The 14,835-nt window shown below is 58.9% G+C and carries 16 protein-coding genes and 1 riboswitch; of the genes, 8 read left to right on the plus strand and 8 right to left on the minus strand.

Translation table 11 applies throughout. From position 1 onward, the window contains the following. Positions 1-144 precede the first annotated feature (144 nt). On the minus strand, positions 145-1,827 hold the full coding sequence (locus POR16_RS19280; protein ID WP_005891237.1) for a fatty acid--CoA ligase: 1,683 nt from the start codon (positions 1,825-1,827) through the stop codon (positions 145-147). Positions 1,828-2,020: 193 nt separating this feature from the next. Then, positions 2,021-2,653, minus strand: a complete 633-nt coding sequence (locus POR16_RS19285) for a LysE family translocator (protein WP_005891236.1) — start codon at positions 2,651-2,653, stop codon at positions 2,021-2,023. Between the two features lie 261 nt (positions 2,654-2,914). Between POR16_RS19285 and POR16_RS19290 the strand changes: the two genes are divergently transcribed. Next, positions 2,915-3,913: a class I SAM-dependent methyltransferase gene (locus tag POR16_RS19290; protein WP_005891235.1), complete on the plus strand. Its 999-nt coding sequence runs from the start codon at positions 2,915-2,917 to the stop codon at positions 3,911-3,913. Positions 3,914-3,952: 39 nt separating this feature from the next. Beyond that, a riboswitch (yybP-ykoY riboswitch) is annotated at positions 3,953-4,091 on the plus strand. 69 nt (positions 4,092-4,160) lie between these two features. Continuing rightward, positions 4,161-4,745 (plus strand): TMEM165/GDT1 family protein, encoded by a 585-nt coding sequence (locus tag POR16_RS19295; RefSeq protein ID WP_005891234.1) that lies wholly within the window; start codon positions 4,161-4,163, stop codon positions 4,743-4,745. Positions 4,746-4,798: 53 nt separating this feature from the next. Here the strand turns inward: POR16_RS19295 and POR16_RS19300 are convergent, their stop codons facing one another. From POR16_RS19300 to POR16_RS19315, 4 genes are all read right to left on the minus strand, one after another. Then, positions 4,799-5,617, minus strand: coding sequence for a M48 family metallopeptidase (locus POR16_RS19300; RefSeq protein WP_005891233.1), 819 nt, complete (start codon positions 5,615-5,617; stop codon positions 4,799-4,801). A gap of 184 nt (positions 5,618-5,801) precedes the next feature. Beyond that, positions 5,802-6,431 (minus strand): SOS response-associated peptidase, encoded by a 630-nt coding sequence (locus POR16_RS19305; RefSeq protein WP_005891232.1) that lies wholly within the window; start codon positions 6,429-6,431, stop codon positions 5,802-5,804. 29 nt (positions 6,432-6,460) lie between these two features. Further along, the gene (locus POR16_RS19310) at positions 6,461-6,721 is read right to left on the minus strand and encodes a putative signal transducing protein (protein WP_005891231.1); all 261 of its coding nucleotides are present in this window, start codon (positions 6,719-6,721) and stop codon (positions 6,461-6,463) included. After that, positions 6,721-6,903, minus strand: coding sequence for a CPXCG motif-containing cysteine-rich protein (locus POR16_RS19315; protein ID WP_005891229.1), 183 nt, complete (start codon positions 6,901-6,903; stop codon positions 6,721-6,723). The genes POR16_RS19310 and POR16_RS19315 overlap by 1 nt, the downstream gene beginning before the upstream one ends. Before the next feature lie 105 nt (positions 6,904-7,008). Between POR16_RS19315 and POR16_RS19320 the strand changes: the two genes are divergently transcribed. After that, entirely contained in the window at positions 7,009-8,175 is a 1,167-nt protein-coding gene (locus POR16_RS19320; RefSeq protein WP_032618611.1) for a 1-acyl-sn-glycerol-3-phosphate acyltransferase, read from the plus strand. Between the two features lie 197 nt (positions 8,176-8,372). Then, on the plus strand, positions 8,373-8,579 hold the full coding sequence (locus POR16_RS19325) for a hypothetical protein (RefSeq protein WP_005891226.1): 207 nt from the start codon (positions 8,373-8,375) through the stop codon (positions 8,577-8,579). Between the two features lie 73 nt (positions 8,580-8,652). On the opposite strand, the gene POR16_RS19330 is transcribed toward POR16_RS19325, so the two are convergent. Continuing rightward, positions 8,653-9,234, minus strand: a complete 582-nt coding sequence (locus POR16_RS19330) for a YajG family lipoprotein (protein ID WP_005891224.1) — start codon at positions 9,232-9,234, stop codon at positions 8,653-8,655. Between the two features lie 204 nt (positions 9,235-9,438). On the opposite strand from POR16_RS19330, the gene POR16_RS19335 reads away from it, so the two are divergent. Next, entirely contained in the window at positions 9,439-9,672 is a 234-nt protein-coding gene (locus POR16_RS19335; protein ID WP_005891223.1) for a hypothetical protein, read from the plus strand. Positions 9,673-10,392: 720 nt separating this feature from the next. Then, positions 10,393-11,946 (plus strand): malate dehydrogenase (quinone), encoded by a 1,554-nt coding sequence (gene mqo / locus POR16_RS19340; protein WP_005891221.1) that lies wholly within the window; start codon positions 10,393-10,395, stop codon positions 11,944-11,946. Positions 11,947-12,025: 79 nt separating this feature from the next. Here mqo and POR16_RS19345 read toward each other — a convergent pair whose 3' ends face one another. Further along, entirely contained in the window at positions 12,026-12,922 is an 897-nt protein-coding gene (locus tag POR16_RS19345) for a homocysteine S-methyltransferase family protein (RefSeq protein ID WP_005891220.1), read from the minus strand. A 110-nt stretch (positions 12,923-13,032) separates the two neighbouring features. Here POR16_RS19345 and POR16_RS19350 point away from each other — a divergent pair, with 110 nt between their 5' ends. Continuing rightward, a complete protein-coding gene (locus POR16_RS19350) occupies positions 13,033-13,854 on the plus strand; it encodes an ABC transporter substrate-binding protein (protein WP_005891219.1) in 822 nt (273 codons plus the stop codon). Continuing rightward, positions 13,851-14,684 (plus strand): amino acid ABC transporter permease, encoded by an 834-nt coding sequence (locus POR16_RS19355; protein ID WP_005891217.1) that lies wholly within the window; start codon positions 13,851-13,853, stop codon positions 14,682-14,684. Before POR16_RS19350 ends, POR16_RS19355 begins: the two co-directional genes overlap by 4 nt. Positions 14,685-14,835 lie beyond the last annotated feature (151 nt).

Raw genomic sequence — 14,835 nt, forward strand, 5'->3', positions numbered from 1 at the left:
CAGCGCGTCTGGCCCGCCCGTTTCCGGGAAGGCACGCAAAGCGTATGGCGGGGAGGATGGCTGAAATTGAAAATTTGGCAAGTCACCGATCAGAACCTGCGGCGCAGACACGCGCCGCACCAGCAGCTACGGCTGACACCGGCGTCAAAGGCTGGAAAGAAACGCGCTGTTGTTATTTTGCCAGTCTGCGATATCCAGACGCATGCGCTTTTTATCAAGCTTGCCGACGCTGGTCTTGGGAATTTCCGTAACAAGCGCGATCTGGCCGGGAATGGCCCACTTATTGATGTGACCTTGCTCGACAAAAGGCTTGAGATGCTCTTTCAGCCCCTTGGCATCCAGCTGATGACCGTCACGAATCACCAGCAAGGCGAAGGGTCGTTCGCCCCATTGCGGATCGGCTATTCCCACCACCGCGACCTCGCGAACCGCAGGATGTCGGCTGCACAAATCCTCGAGTTCCAGAGAAGAGATCCACTCGCCTCCGGTCTTGATAACGTCCTTGATACGATCTCGAATATCGATGAACCCCATGCCGTCCAGCGTGGCCACATCGCCCGTGCGCAACCATCCGCCCGCCCACAGTTCGGCACCTTTCTCGGGTTCACGGAAATAGCTTTCGGTCAGCCACGGTGCGCGCAGCACCAGTTCGCCCTGGGTTTCGCCATCGGCCGGGAGAAAATTACCTTGCTGATCGATGATCGCAGCATCTACCAGCATCCCCGGAACGCCAGCCTTGATTCGGTAGGTTATCTGCTCGTCTTCACTGCCGGCCTTCAGCTCTTCGTTGATGTGCGCCACTGAAATCAGGGGGCCGGTTTCCGACATGCCATAGGCGGCAGTGAGCTGAATGCCCTTGGCCTTGGCCGCCTGATACAGGCCGCGGTTCAGTGAGCTGCCGCCAATGACGATTTTCCAGCCGCCGAAATCGACGTCCTGAGCAGACTTGGCGTTGAGCAGCATTTGCAGGATGGTCGGCACACAATGCGAAAAAGTGACTTTCTCTCGGCGCCACAGCTCTACCAGCAACTCAGGCTCATAACGGCCTGGGTAGACCTGTTTGAGGCCCAGCATGGTCGCTGCATACGGAATGCCCCAGGCATGCACGTGGAACATCGGCGTAATGGGCATGTAGACATCATCGGTGCCGAGCAGCCGGGTGCTGTCGATGCAACCCATGATGGTTGCCACGCCCAGCGTGTGCAGGACCAGTTGGCGGTGGGTGAAATAGACGCCCTTGGGATTGCCGGTGGTGCCAGTGGTATAAAACGTGGTCGCGACCGAATGCTCGTCGAAATCCTCGAATTCGTAGGTGGGGCTGGCTGCAGCCAGTAACGCTTCATACTCGCCAATCAGATTGGGCAGCTCGGCGGTCTTTTCCGGCTGATCGGTCAGCAACAGGGTCTTTTCGACGGTGCTCAGGTGTCCAGACATCGCCTGGTAAAGCCCCACGAACTCACTGTTGATCAGCAACAGGCGGTCATCAGCATGATTGATGGTGTAGGCGATTTGCTCCGCAGAGAGCCGAACGTTGACGGTATGAATCACCGCACCAATCATCGGAATCGCGAACATGCACTCCAGATAACGGTGGCTGTCCCAGTCCATGACGCCCACCGTATCGCCGGCTTTGACACCTGCGGCAGTCAGTGCGTTGGCCAGGCGGCAGATGCGCTCGTTGAGCGTCGCATAGGTGTAGCGAACGGAATCACGGTAGACAATTTCACGCGTCTTTTCATAACGGCTGCCGGACAACAACAGGCGTTTGATCAACAGAGGGTACTGGTAAGCGCCATCGGCTGGCGGAAGAACGCGAGTCTGTAACATATGGGTACCTTTTTCAAAGTCCACGGGCAAGGCTGGAAATATGGACTCTAGAGCCGTCGGCTGCCATCGGAATCGCTCAAAGGTATGATTTTTTGAAGAGCATCGACCTGACTTTATGCTGCCTCGAATGGGCCTTCGGGCGCAGCGGCCCGGCCTGCGCCCCGAGAGACGAAGGCCCTCTGGCCTGTACGTTTCAATGCACCTCGGTGAGTGCCAGCTTGATCCCCAGCGCGACCAGTACACCGCCCATGATTCGGTCGAACCAGTGCCCCATGCGCGCGAAACCGGCACGCACCCGCGCCTGACTGAACAGCCGCGCCACAAGGCAGAACCAGAAGGCCGTTGCTATCGCGAGGTAAACGCCATAGCCGCCCTGCACCAGCAGCGGCGTGTGCGGGTTGATCACCACGGTAAACAGCGACAGAAAAAACAGCGTCGCCTTGGGGTTCAGGCCATTGGTGACAAAGCCACTGATGTAGGCGCCGCGAGCGGTGCGCTCGCCAAGGACGGCCTTGGTCAACGCCTCGTCATTCGCCGCAGCCGGTTTGGCGCGCAGGGCCTTGATGCCGATGTACAGCAGGTACGCGGCGGCAGCCCACTTCAGAGCGTTGAACAGCACGATGGACTGGGAAACGATAATCCCGATGCCCAGCAACGAATAACCCACATGCAGGAAGATGGCCGAGCCAACGCCAAGCGCCGCCCAGGTGCCCGCCTTGCGCCCGTGCGTCACGCTTTCCCGCACCACGACCGCGAAGTCGGGGCCGGGACTGGCGACGGCCAGCAGGTGGATTAGCGCGACGGTGAGAAATTCTGCCAAATACATGTGGGACCTCCTGGAGGGTTCAAGTCTGACTCGGCAGATTACGCTGTCTGATGCCTGCCTAAAAGGTGCCAGCCTTTTTGCGACGCAGAGCGTCGTGAACGGTATTCCCCCGCTGAGCGTGAGGAACGATAACCTCTACTATCGTGCGACGTTATTTCGGACGCCTGTCGTGTGACGCTAAGCGTCGGCATGCCGTTCTGGACGCTCTGCGTTTGCCCCGCCGTATCCTGTTAGACTGCGCGCTTTTTCAGGAGCCAGTCCATGGACCCGCGCAGTGAAGTGTTACTCCGTCAGCCCGAGCTGTTTCAAGGCCCGCTGTTGCTGGTCGGCTTGCCCGCCGACGACCTGCTCGGAAAACTGCCGGATGCGCGTGGATGGTGCTGGCATGCGGGCGATCAAGCTGCGCTGGACGCGCGTTTCGAGGGGCGCGTCGATTTCGGCGTCGAGGTTCCACAGGCTGCTTTTGATGCCGCCGTACTGTTTCTGCCCAAAGCCCGTGACCTGACCGATTACCTGCTTAACGCGCTAGCCGCCCGCCTCGACGGACGTGAATTGTTTCTGGTCGGTGAAAAACGTGGCGGGATCGAAGCCGCCGCCAAACAACTCAGCCCCTTCGGACGCGCGCGCAAACTCGACAGCGCCCGCCACTGCCAGCTCTGGCAGGTCACCGTCGAACACGCCCCGCAAGCCGTTGCACTGGAAAGCCTCGCCAAGCCCTACCATATCGAACTGCAGGATGGCCCTTTGACAGTCGTCAGCCTGCCGGGCGTGTTCAGTCATGGTCGTCTTGATCGTGGCTCGGCGCTCTTGCTGGAAAACATCGACAAACTGCCCAGTGGCAACCTGCTCGACTTCGGTTGTGGCGCCGGCGTGCTCGGCGCAGCGGTCAAGCGCCGCTACCCGCACAACGAAGTGATCATGCTCGACGTGGATGCATTCGCCACCGCCAGTGTGCGCTTGACCCTTGCCGCCAATGGCCTGGAAGCACAAGTCCTGACCGGGGACGGAATCGATGCCGCACCGATGGATTTGAACACCATTTTGAGCAATCCACCGTTCCATGTCGGGGTGCATACCGACTACATGGCAACAGAAAACCTGCTGAGAAAAGCACGCCAACATCTGAAATCAGGTGGCGAACTGCGCGTGGTTGCGAATAACTTTCTGCGTTATCAGCCACTGATCGAAGAGCATGTAGGGTTCTGCCACGTCAAGGCTCAAGGCAATGGTTTCAAGATCTACAGCGCCAAACGCTCTTGAAAATAAGCGCTTGCCCAAACGTATTCGCGAAGGCAGAATCCGCTCCGTCCTAGGGGAGTAGTCTCCCACGAGCGCCATGCTCGTCCGGCACGTATCAACATACTTGGTCCTCAGACCATGGTACGTGCGACCCGGAATCCGCTCAGACGGATCAGTGGTTTGACCAGACCTATGACACGAACACCTTACCCGGGGCGGGAAGGCTGTACGTGTCATAGCCGTGTCGACCCGCCCCCAAGGAATCCTGATGCTGGAATCATTTTTGGTCCCCACCGCTGTCGTCGCACTCGCCGAAATCGGTGACAAGACGCAGCTGCTAGCGCTTGTTCTCGCCGCACGCTTTCGCAAACCCTGGCCGATCATCGCCGGCATTGTCGCCGCGACACTGGCCAATCATGCGGCAGCTGGCGCTGTGGGCGCCTGGTTCAGCACGTTCCTTTCCGACGCAGTCCTGCACTGGATTCTTGCCGCCAGCTTTACCGCCACGGCGCTGTGGACACTGGTCCCGGACAAGATGGACGATGACGAGGCCAGCACAGCGCGAAAATTCGGCCCGTTCATGACCACGCTGATAACGTTCTTCATCGCCGAGATAGGCGACAAGACGCAGATCGCCACCGTCATGCTGGCGGCGCAATATTCGCACCTGTGGCTGGTCATTCTCGGCACCACCATCGGCATGCTGCTGGCCAATGTCCCGGTAGTTCTGGCGGGTAATTTTGCAGCCGACAAGTTGCCGCTGACGCTGATCCGCCGTCTGGCGGCGTGCGCGTTTTTCGTATTGGCACTGGTGGCTGTCTACAAGGCGATGCAGGTCAGCGGCTGGGTTTGATCGGCACTGCAAGGACGCTGCGGCGAATGCCGCAGCGCAGGACAATCATTCAATCAGGACTTGGCAGCCTGCTGATACAGCGGCATCACTTTGGGGATCGCCGCCTGCAGTGAAGAAATACGACTTTCCGACGCCGGGTGAGTGCTCATGAATTCGGGCTGCGAACCGCCTGAGTTCTGAGTCATTTTCTGCCACAGGGTAATGGCGGCGTTAGGGTTGTAACCGGCACGCGCGGCCAGCTCCAGACCAATCAGGTCGGCTTCGTTTTCGTTACTGCGGCTGTTGGGCAGCGTCAGGCTGTAGTTCACCACGGTGTCGGCCAGCGCCAGGCTGTCCTGACCAAGCCCCAACAAGGCGCCAGCACCCTGCTTGGCCATCGCCACACCGTATGCCTTGGACATCGCTTCGCGGCCATGCTCGCGCAGGGCATGAGCAATCTCGTGGCCCATGACAGCCGCAAGTTCATCGTCAGTCAGTTTCAGGGTGTCGATAAGACCGGTGTAAACGAAGATCTTGCCACCAGGGCCGCAGTTGGCGTTCAGCTCGTCACTTTTGATCAGGTTGACTTCCCACTTCCATTGCGCCGAGTCGGGCCGCAGTTTCGGGGCCTGGGCAATCAGCCGATCCGCAATGGCGTGGACACGTTTGGCGTTGGCGCTGGTGGTATCGAGGATACCTTTGCTGGTCGCCTCACCCACCGTCTGCTGATAGGACTGAGCGTACATCTTGTTGACTTCATCGGTGGAAAGCATGCTGAACATGTACTGTTTGCGCTCCACACCGACCGAGTCGCCACTGGTGGTATTGACTGCCTGGCACCCGCCGAGCAGCAACGCAGCGCTCAAGGCACAGAGGGCAAATGACTGACGCATGGTGAATCTCCTTGTTTGTGAAACGGTCATTCCCGGGGCAGACCTCCGCGCCAGATACAGACCAAATGGCATGTTCGGTTTCGAGAGAGGTGGAAGGTTCCCGGACGTGTGTGCACGTTTGTATCAGATGCGCTTCGAGGCGGATATCGGATTTGTTTTATTCGCCGCTTTTAGCCCTGCTCGCCTAACTCAAGGGAGTCAGGCATTCGGGGGCGTCGAGCTTGGGGTCGTTGACCAGGTTCGCCAAGGGACGTTCTCTGAGGGCAAGCTGCGGCGCGGCCAGCAACGCCTGAAGGGTCGGGAGCGGAGTGTCGGCAGCCAGCCAGTCTTTCTGGCCTTTGGCATCCAGGATCAGCGGACGGCGCTGGGTCGCGGCGGCCTGGGTGACCACAGCCACACTCAGATACGTGTGCCCCTGCACCGGATATGCTTCCCAGATAGCAGCAAAAAACAACGCGGCGCCCTCGCCCGGCGTCAGCCAGAACGGGCGCTTGCGCACTGTGCCACGCCACTCGTAAAAGCCATTGGCCGGGAGCAGGCAGCGGCGGTGGGCAAATGCGTCGCGAAACATCGGCTGCTCGGCGACGGTTTCGGCACGCGCATGAGCGGGAGTTTTCGACAAGTCGGTGAGCCAGGCCGGGGTCAAACCCCAACGGGCTCGAACCAGTTCTATCCCCTGATCGTTTTCGGCAGCGCGCATGATCAACACCCAGTCCGCTGGCGAAATGTTCCATTGCGCCTTCTGGTCAGCCGGAAAACCGGGCAAGGCAGCAAAGGCAGGGGTCCAGCGAAACAGGGCGAAGCGTCCACACATGGGGGCTAATCAGACTCTTTTGAGGGTGCTCAGCACACCAGTACATCGGGAAAATCATCCGGCTCATCGCCAGACACGGGCGAAGCGCTATTGTACGCAGTGATCAGCTCACGCGCCCGTTCGACCTGCGCATCTTCCACCTTGATTGCCAGAAGCCCAAGCCCTGGCAGCTCGCCCATCGCACCGAGCAGGTCACGGCCGGCCAGATGCGCCCTGATGCCCTCACTGGCGAGCATTGTCTGCAGCAATTCGGCCTCCATCAGGTTCTCGGGCTCGTAGATTTTCTGCATCATTCGTTCTCGCTGCGAACATCCAGATTCCAGTCCTGGCCATCGGTCTGCAGATCGAAAATGATCGGGCGGCAACACACCGGGCAGTCCTCGATGTACTGCTGATCACCACCCGACAAGTCCAGCACGGCCTCGACAGGTTCGCCGCAATAAGGGCAGTCGTAGCTCTGTAATTCCTGCATCAGGGTCTCCGGGATCAGTTATGCGTATAATTGGCCTATTCTTCAGACGGCTGTTTTAACAAAACTGTCTTCTTTTACCCTACACGTTTCCGACAAGAGAGCATGATGGGCGAATTCGATGCCATTCGACCTTACAACGATGCAGAAGTCCCCGCCGTCTTGGCACGCCTGCTGAGCGACAAAGCCTTTCTCGCAATTCTGACCAAATTCCGCTTCCCCCGCCTCGCGGGCGCACTCGGCTGGATCCTGCAACCCACCCTGGCGCGCAAGCTGCGCCGTGAGTTCGCAGGTATCGACTCGGTCGCCTCCCTGCAGGACAAGGTCGAATACTATGTCGACCACACCATCGAACGCGCTACCGACGGCGTGACCTATACCGGCGTGGAGCAGCTCAAGTCCGGTTGTGCCTATCTGTTTCTGGCCAACCACCGCGATATCGTGATGGACCCGGCGTTCGTCAACTATGCCGTGTACCACGCAGGCTTGCCTACACCGCGTATTGCGATTGGCGACAACCTGCTGCAAAAGCCGTTTGTCAGCGACCTGATGCGCCTGAACAAGAGTTTCATCGTGCATCGCTCAATCATCGGGCGCCGCGAGAAGATGGCGGCCTACCAGCTGTTGTCGGCCTACATCAACCATTCGATCACCAAGGATTGCCAGTCGATCTGGATCGCTCAGGCTGAGGGGCGGGCGAAGGACGGAGATGACCGAACCGAATCGGCGATCCTCAAGATGTTCCACATGAGCCGCAAGGAAGAACCATTTGGCGACGTGATTCGCTCTCTTAACCTGATCCCGGTATCGATCAGCTACGAGTACGATCCGTGCGACAGCGCCAAGGCCCGCGAGCTTTATATTCGGGCGACGACGGGTTCCTACGCCAAGACGCCCGGCGAAGACGATGTCAGCATCGCGCTGGGAATCACGGGCTACAAGGGCCGGGTACACGTGAACTTCGCACCGCCGATAACCGAGCATTTCGAGGACACCAAGCAATTGGCCATCGAAATGGACCGGCAAATTCTCGGCGGCTACCGACTCTTTCCGGTGCATTACCTGGCTTACGCACAATGGAACGATGCCGATCCGGCGATAGAGGTGCCAAAGGCAGAGGCTCTATTCCCGGCCGATGAGCTGGAGCGCGCCCGAGACGAGTGGGACGGCCGACTGGCAGGTGTGCCTCCTGAGCACCGCCCTTACCTTATCCAGCAATATGCAACGCCGGTCCGCAACCAGTACCGCGTCAAGGCCGGGCTGGCGCTGCCATAAGATAGATGCCCAAAAGATCGCCTATCGTGCCCATGCTCCAGCGTGGGCATGCTGTTCTGGACGCTCTGCGTCCGATCTTGAACGCCTCTCGGAAATATCCTGCATGAAAATTCTCTGCCGCTGTCACCGAAGCGTAACGCGGCGGCTGCATTGTGTGGCTCCTCGAGAAACGGACTTCACTCTTTTTGGAGCTTGTCATGCTGCATGCAAACAATCAGGACCGCCTGTACCTCATTGCCCAGAGCGATGAGCAGCAGGAGTTGATCGATGGTCTGGCCTTCAACGTTCAGGATCGCCACTGGCTGGTCTATTGCGCTCTGGGTGGGCACGTTCATCATGATCTGCCGGATCTGGATCAGGACACCGGCTTCAGCTTTCTGGATTTTTACCAGCAGGCGGCTTGAACCAGAAACCAAAAAGCCCGGCCCTTTCTACAAGGGCCGGGCTTTTTGTTTAGCGCCTTTTTAGCGCCGACGCTTACTGCGACAGGGTCGAACCGATGGTCGGGTCCTGGAACACGCGAGTCAGCGCGTCGCTCAACACGTCACTGACCAGCTTCGTGTTGGTTTCCTGATTCGGCGCCATGCCGAAACGCTGGTCCAGGGACGCTGCGTAGCGACCGCTGTAGGTACGACCGTTGTTGCGCACGTCAGCGCGGAAAGTCGAACTGATGGTCGCCTCGGTCACGTACAGCCCCTCTTTAGGCGACTGATATTTCAGGTCCGCCAGGGTCACCGTCAACTGTGGAGCACTGCCACCCTGGGTTGGCGTGAAGCCCAGCAGACGTACGGCTGCTTCGGCCTGGGCCTGCAACTTGGGCACGATGTCCGCGCCGTTGACGCTGATAGCGCTGGTTTCCGGGTACATCCCGCCACGCGTGCCCAGGGTCGGACCTGGACGGCCGTCGACCACGCGCACCACCACAGGCTGGCCGCGACCTACGGCCGCAAGCTGAGCATTGATCTTGGGGGTAGGACTCAATTGTTGCGGACTGTGGGCACACCCCACCAGGGTCAAACTGCTTACAGCAAGCAAACCGAACAAAATGCGACGCAGCATGCTCATTTCTCCATGGGCCAGACACTGAATGTGCAGCAGTATAGCGGCGTGCGCACTGCACTCACCAGTGGCCTCTGACGGGTAAGCCCGGATTGCCGCAAGCCGCTGCTGGTCGAAGCCTCACGATGTAATCAGGGCGTAACATGCGCGCGGCAGACTCGCCCTCATCGCACAGACGTTCATCCACGTCACAGGAGCTGCGCCATGAATCTGTTCCGTTCTCTGTTCACTGCCCGTCGTCAGCATCGCCACTATGCCCACATCGACCAGGCTGGCATCTGCCGCGCGTTCAAACACTGCGCCCAGCGTCCATCCGGCATCGAGTGGGTCGAAGTGACCGAGCAGCGACTGAGCTGGCTGAATCAGCCACTGCCCGCCAGCGCACGCGTTGCGCAGCGTAGCGCGCGTTCAACTCGCGGTCAGTTGCTCACCGCCTGACCCGACGGCGAATAAAAGTCATTTAAACCGATCAATTCCTGTCATTTCATCGCTATAATCTTCCCCCGATTATAAGGACGTCTCCTGATCGGGCCTCGCAGCATCGCTAATCACTGTATTAGCACCTCCGTATCGCCCACAGAGAGCCGCCCACACAGGTCATTTGCGCACGAGTGTGCTCGATGAAAGGTGAAGAATGCTCGAATCATATCGAACCTTTCTCACCTGCCAGCGCCTCACTCTTTATGCACCTGACCTGCCAGCGCTGTCATCGCAGCCATTTTGAGGTTTGGTTCACGTTCCCAAAAGGACGTGAAAAACGAGTTTCACTACTTCACAAGAGTGTGGCGAGCAAATGAATAGGTATGCGGTTGAACATGCACCATCAGCGTCTGAACCGGCCTTTTTGAACGGGACCGGCCGCGACTGCGCCTCCATGTCCGGCGCCTGACGTCCTAGTCGCGGGCCCGTCTTGCGACAGGCTCCCTGACGTTGGTCGAATGGCCTTGCAGGCTTGAAAATGCGTTCATGAGCTAATAATGAACCATCAACGAACCTGACCGGGACCTGCGCTTTAGATGCGAAAAATTGCGAAGAATCGGTCAGGCGATCCTGGCCAGGAAAACGAGGGCACTACCTTGATTCAAGCCCCGACACCTGGCAAACAGCCTCAGGATCGTATGCCGTCAATTTGGTGCTGCAGATTTTGGAGACGCGTTAATGGCGCATAACGAAGCAGTCGACGTAGTACTGGTCGGAGCCGGCATCATGAGTGCCACTCTGGCGGTATTGCTCAAAGAGCTCGACCCCGGCCTCAAGCTGGAAGTCGTTGAGCTGATGGATTCCGGTGCTGCAGAGAGTTCCAACCCCTGGAACAACGCCGGCACCGGTCACGCTGGTCTGTGCGAGTTGAACTACACGCCACCTGCGGCAGATGGCTCCATCGACATCAAGAAAGCGGTGCACATCAATACCCAGTTCGAGGTCTCGAAACAGTTCTGGGCTCACCTGATGCGCAAAGGCACGTTCGGTTCGGCAAAATCATTCATCAATCCGGTCCCTCACCTGAGCTTCGTACAGGGTGAAAAAGGCATCTCCTTCCTCAAGACCCGTTTTGAAGCGATGAGCAGGCATCACGCGTTTTCTTCGATGGAGTACACCGAGGACAAGGCGAAACTGGCTGAGTGGATGCCGCTGATGATGCCCGGCCGCCCGGCAGACGAGAAAGTCGCCGCAACGCGCATGATGAACGGCACGGACGTCAATTTCGGCGCGCTGACCAACCAGTTGCTTGATCACCTCTCACGCGCGCCGGACGCGCAAATCAAGTACCGCAGCCGAGTCACCAACCTGACCCGCAAGGGTGCTGGCTGGACAGTGACCGTCAAGGACGTGAACGGCGGCGGCACGCGTGAGATCGACGCAAAGTTCGTGTTCCTCGGTGCCGGCGGTGCAGCGCTGCCCTTGCTGCAGATGTCAGGCATCGAAGAGAGCAAAGGCTTCGGCGGTTTTCCGGTCAGCGGCCAGTGGCTGCGATGCGACAACCCGGAAGTGGTAAAGCACCATCAGGCCAAGGTCTACAGCCAGGCAGCCGTCGGTTCGCCGCCGATGTCGGTTCCGCATCTGGACACTCGCGTGGTCGACGGCAAGAAGTCCCTGTTGTTCGGACCTTATGCCGGTTTCACCACCAAATTCCTCAAGCACGGCTCGTTCCTCGACCTGCCGCTCTCGGTTCGCATCGCCAACATCAAGCCGATGCTGGCAGTCGCTCGCGACAACATGGACCTGACCAAATACCTGGTCAGCGAAGTGATGCAGTCGATGGAGCAACGCCTCGAATCGCTGCGGCGCTTCTACCCGGAAGCCAAGGCTGAAGACTGGCGCCTGGAAGTAGCTGGCCAGCGGGTGCAGATCATCAAGAAAGACCCGAAAAAGGGCGGTGTGCTGCAATTCGGTACAGAGCTGGTTTCTGCAAGCGACGGTTCGCTGGCCGCCCTGCTCGGCGCTTCACCTGGCGCCTCGGTGACCGTGTCGATCATGCTCGAACTTCTGGAACGCTGCTTCCCGGAAAAAACCCGCACTGAATGGGCTGGCAAGCTCGACGAGATTTTCCCGGCCCGGGAAAAGATTCTGGAAACCGATGCGCAGCTGTATGAGCGTGTCAGCACCCGGAACGACGAAGCCCTGGAACTGTTGGATAAAAGCAGCCAGGTGCAGAGTTTCTCCACGACTGAGGGGCACATCGACGAGCGGCACAAGCTGAATACGCCGTAAATCACCAGGCCTGCCCACAAAAAGCCCCGTGACACCTGGCGAGTCACGGGGCTTTTTGTTTGCCGGTTGCTTGCCGGGATCAGAGACTTCGCGACAGCACCGCAATGTGCTCCGGGCCAATTCCGCAGCAACCACCAATGTGCGTGGCACCGCGCTTCACCCAGTCCGCCGCCCACTGCTGATAACCCTCAGGGTCGAGGTCTTCACGCAATTCATCCAGACCGTCGTTCGCCTTGGCGTCCTTGGGTTGCGGGGGAAAGGCATTGGCGTAGGCGCCGATAGCGATATCGACGCCCAACGCTTCAAACACCTCACGCGCCGCATCGATCGCGCCACCGATCACTTCAGGCTGGCTGCAATTGAACAACAACGTTGCAACACCCATCTCGACAGCAGCCTTGGCGGCGTCGGCAACCGGCTCGCCGGAACGCAGGCGCGGGACTTCATCGGTGTCTTCATCCTGAAGGGTGAACGACAGCCAGAACGGTTTACCATCGGCAGGCAGACCGGCACGAATGGTCTGCGCTTCCAGAATGCAGCTCTGGGTCTCGGCCAGCCACAGATCGACGTGGGGCGAGAGCCCTGCCACCAACGGCTTGAGCACGTCGGCCGCCTGTTCAGGCTTGTAGAGGTCAGGACGATAGGAGCCGAACAGCGGTGGAATGGAACCCGCCACCCGCGCGCGGCCGCCCGACGCATCGGCTGCCGCACGCGCCAGTTGCCCGGCCAGCGCAGCCAGTGCCTGACCTTCGCGGGCGAAACGCTCTTCACCGATATGAAACGGAACAACCGCGTAACTGTTACTGGTGATGACCTGCGCGCCGCTGTCGATATAAGCGGTGTGTACCGCACTGACCGCCTCAGGCGCCTCGCTCAACGCCAGTGCCGACCATTCGGGCTGACGAAAAGGCGCGCCGCGACGCTGTAGCTCGCGGCCCATGCCGCCATCGAGAATTACAGTGGTGCCTTGGGTCATAGGTGATCTGCTTATATGTATATGAAAAAAACTCATTATGAGTCAGTCTTGTATAACGTATTTAATACGGCCCTTACATCAAACTACAAACACTTTTTCGGGGGATATCTGTGAACTATCGCGCTCTGCTGGGCATTGGCCTTGTGACTCTGGCTGCCTCGACTCAAGCCCTGGCTGGCGCTACGCTGGACCGCGTGCAGAAAAACAAAGAGCTGGTTAACGTCCTCATGGAAAGTTACCCGCCCTTCTCCTTCCTGAATGACAAGAACGAACTGGACGGCTTCGATGTGGACGTCGCCAAGGCCGTGGCGCAAAAACTCGGCGTCAAGCTGCGCCTTGAGACACCTTCCTGGGACGTGATCGCTGCAGGCCACTGGAGTGGGCGCTATGACATCTGCGTCTGCTCAATGACCCCAAGCAAGGCCCGCGCTGAAGTCTTCAGTTTTCCGGTCGAGTACTACGCATCGCCAGCGGTGATCGTGGTCAACGCTACGGATGACCGCATTCACTCGGCCAAGGACCTGAGCGGTAAAAAGGTCGGCCTGACCAGCGCATCAAGCTACGAAAGCTACCTGAACAAGAACCTGGTGATCGACGGCGCGGAAGACAAGCCGTTGCAATACCCGTTCGAAGACGTGCAGATCGCCCCTTACGACAACGACAACGTAGCGTTTCAGGACCTCGGGCTGGGCGCGGGCAAGCGTCTGGACGCGATACTGACCAACCTGGTGACGGCAAAACCGCGCCTGGACCAAGACAAACGTTTCAAGCTGGCGGACGAGTCGCTTTACGAAGAGCCCAACTCGGTGGCGATCGAGAAAGATGACCCGGAATGGGATGCCAAAGTGCGTGAAGTCTTTGCTGAACTCAAGAAAGACGGCACCTTGAGCAAGCTGTCGCAAAAGTGGATCGGTGCTGACATCAGCAAATGACTTCCTTCGAGCCGCAACGTCCACCCGAGCAGGCCGATCAAAGCGTGCTCAAGCGCATCTTAGGGTTCCGCACACGGCTTTACCTGACCTGGCTGGTCATGTTTGTGCTGTTCGCCGGGTTTTTCCTGAGCTTCGATCTGAAGCTGTCGATCATCCTCGACAAGCTGCCGAACCTGATCGGCCTGCATCTTGCGCCCAACGGGTTTCTTCAGGGGGCAGCACTGACGCTGTTTGTGTCGCTGTGTTCGATCATCGTGTCGGTGGTGCTGGGCTTTGTCACAGCGCTGGCGAGACTGTCCAGCAGCGCAGTGGCATTCGGTATCGCCAGCTTTTACGCGTCATTCTTTCGCGGTACACCCTTGCTGATCCAGATTCTGCTGATTTACCTGGGGTTACCGCAGGTGGGAATCGTGCCGGGCGCGATCATGGCCGGGGTGATAGCCCTGTCACTCAACTACGGGGCTTACCTGAGCGAGATCTTCCGCGCCGGCATCATTGGCGTTGCTGCCGGGCAGCGTGAAGCTGCCCTGGCCCTGGCCCTGCGTCCGGCACAGATCTTCTGGCGGGTAACCCTGCCTCAGGCGATGCGCACCATCATCCCGCCGACCACCAACCAGTTCATTTCCATGCTCAAGGACTCGTCGCTGATCTCAGTGATGGGGGTCTGGGAAGTGATGTTTCTGGCGCAATCGTATGGCCGGTCCAGCTATCGCTACATCGAAATGCTGACCACCGCTGCGGTGCTCTACTGGATCATGTCGATCGGCCTGGAACTATTGCAGTCCAGGCTGGAGAGGCATTACGGCAAGGCATATCAGGCGCGCAAGTAAGCAAAGGTAGGCTTCTGCCAGCGGGGGTGTGGGGGCCAAGTGCCTTTGAACAACCCCTGAAACCGGTGACTTCGGTTATACCTGATGTATCGTATGCACTGGTTTTACTGCCGGTTCCCGACAGATCGTGGACAAGTCCGCTCCTACGATT

The sequence above is a fragment of the Pseudomonas coronafaciens pv. oryzae str. 1_6 genome (assembly GCF_000156995.2).
Lineage (GTDB): Bacteria > Pseudomonadota > Gammaproteobacteria > Pseudomonadales > Pseudomonadaceae > Aquipseudomonas > Aquipseudomonas tremae.

Excerpts from the sequence above, each read along its gene's own strand:
- POR16_RS19285 (WP_005891236.1), bottom strand. The coding sequence starts at position 2,653 with ATGTATTTGGCAGAATTTCTCACCGTCGCGCTAATCCACCTGCTGGCC.
- POR16_RS19330 (WP_005891224.1), bottom strand. The coding sequence starts at position 9,234 with ATGCTGCGTCGCATTTTGTTCGGTTTGCTTGCTGTAAGCAGTTTGACC.
- POR16_RS19315 (WP_005891229.1), bottom strand. The coding sequence starts at position 6,903 with ATGCAGGAATTACAGAGCTACGACTGCCCTTATTGCGGCGAACCTGTC.
- POR16_RS19290 (WP_005891235.1), top strand. The coding sequence starts at position 2,915 with ATGGACCCGCGCAGTGAAGTGTTACTCCGTCAGCCCGAGCTGTTTCAA.
- POR16_RS19325 (WP_005891226.1), top strand. The coding sequence starts at position 8,373 with ATGCTGCATGCAAACAATCAGGACCGCCTGTACCTCATTGCCCAGAGC.
- POR16_RS19345 (WP_005891220.1), bottom strand. The coding sequence starts at position 12,922 with ATGACCCAAGGCACCACTGTAATTCTCGATGGCGGCATGGGCCGCGAG.
- POR16_RS19355 (WP_005891217.1), top strand. The coding sequence starts at position 13,851 with ATGACTTCCTTCGAGCCGCAACGTCCACCCGAGCAGGCCGATCAAAGC.
- POR16_RS19295 (WP_005891234.1), top strand. The coding sequence starts at position 4,161 with ATGCTGGAATCATTTTTGGTCCCCACCGCTGTCGTCGCACTCGCCGAA.
- POR16_RS19310 (WP_005891231.1), bottom strand. The coding sequence starts at position 6,721 with ATGCAGAAAATCTACGAGCCCGAGAACCTGATGGAGGCCGAATTGCTG.
- POR16_RS19280 (WP_005891237.1), bottom strand. The coding sequence starts at position 1,827 with ATGTTACAGACTCGCGTTCTTCCGCCAGCCGATGGCGCTTACCAGTAC.
- POR16_RS19335 (WP_005891223.1), top strand. The coding sequence starts at position 9,439 with ATGAATCTGTTCCGTTCTCTGTTCACTGCCCGTCGTCAGCATCGCCAC.
- mqo (WP_005891221.1), top strand. The coding sequence starts at position 10,393 with ATGGCGCATAACGAAGCAGTCGACGTAGTACTGGTCGGAGCCGGCATC.
- POR16_RS19320 (WP_032618611.1), top strand. The coding sequence starts at position 7,009 with ATGGGCGAATTCGATGCCATTCGACCTTACAACGATGCAGAAGTCCCC.
- POR16_RS19305 (WP_005891232.1), bottom strand. The coding sequence starts at position 6,431 with ATGTGTGGACGCTTCGCCCTGTTTCGCTGGACCCCTGCCTTTGCTGCC.
- POR16_RS19300 (WP_005891233.1), bottom strand. The coding sequence starts at position 5,617 with ATGCGTCAGTCATTTGCCCTCTGTGCCTTGAGCGCTGCGTTGCTGCTC.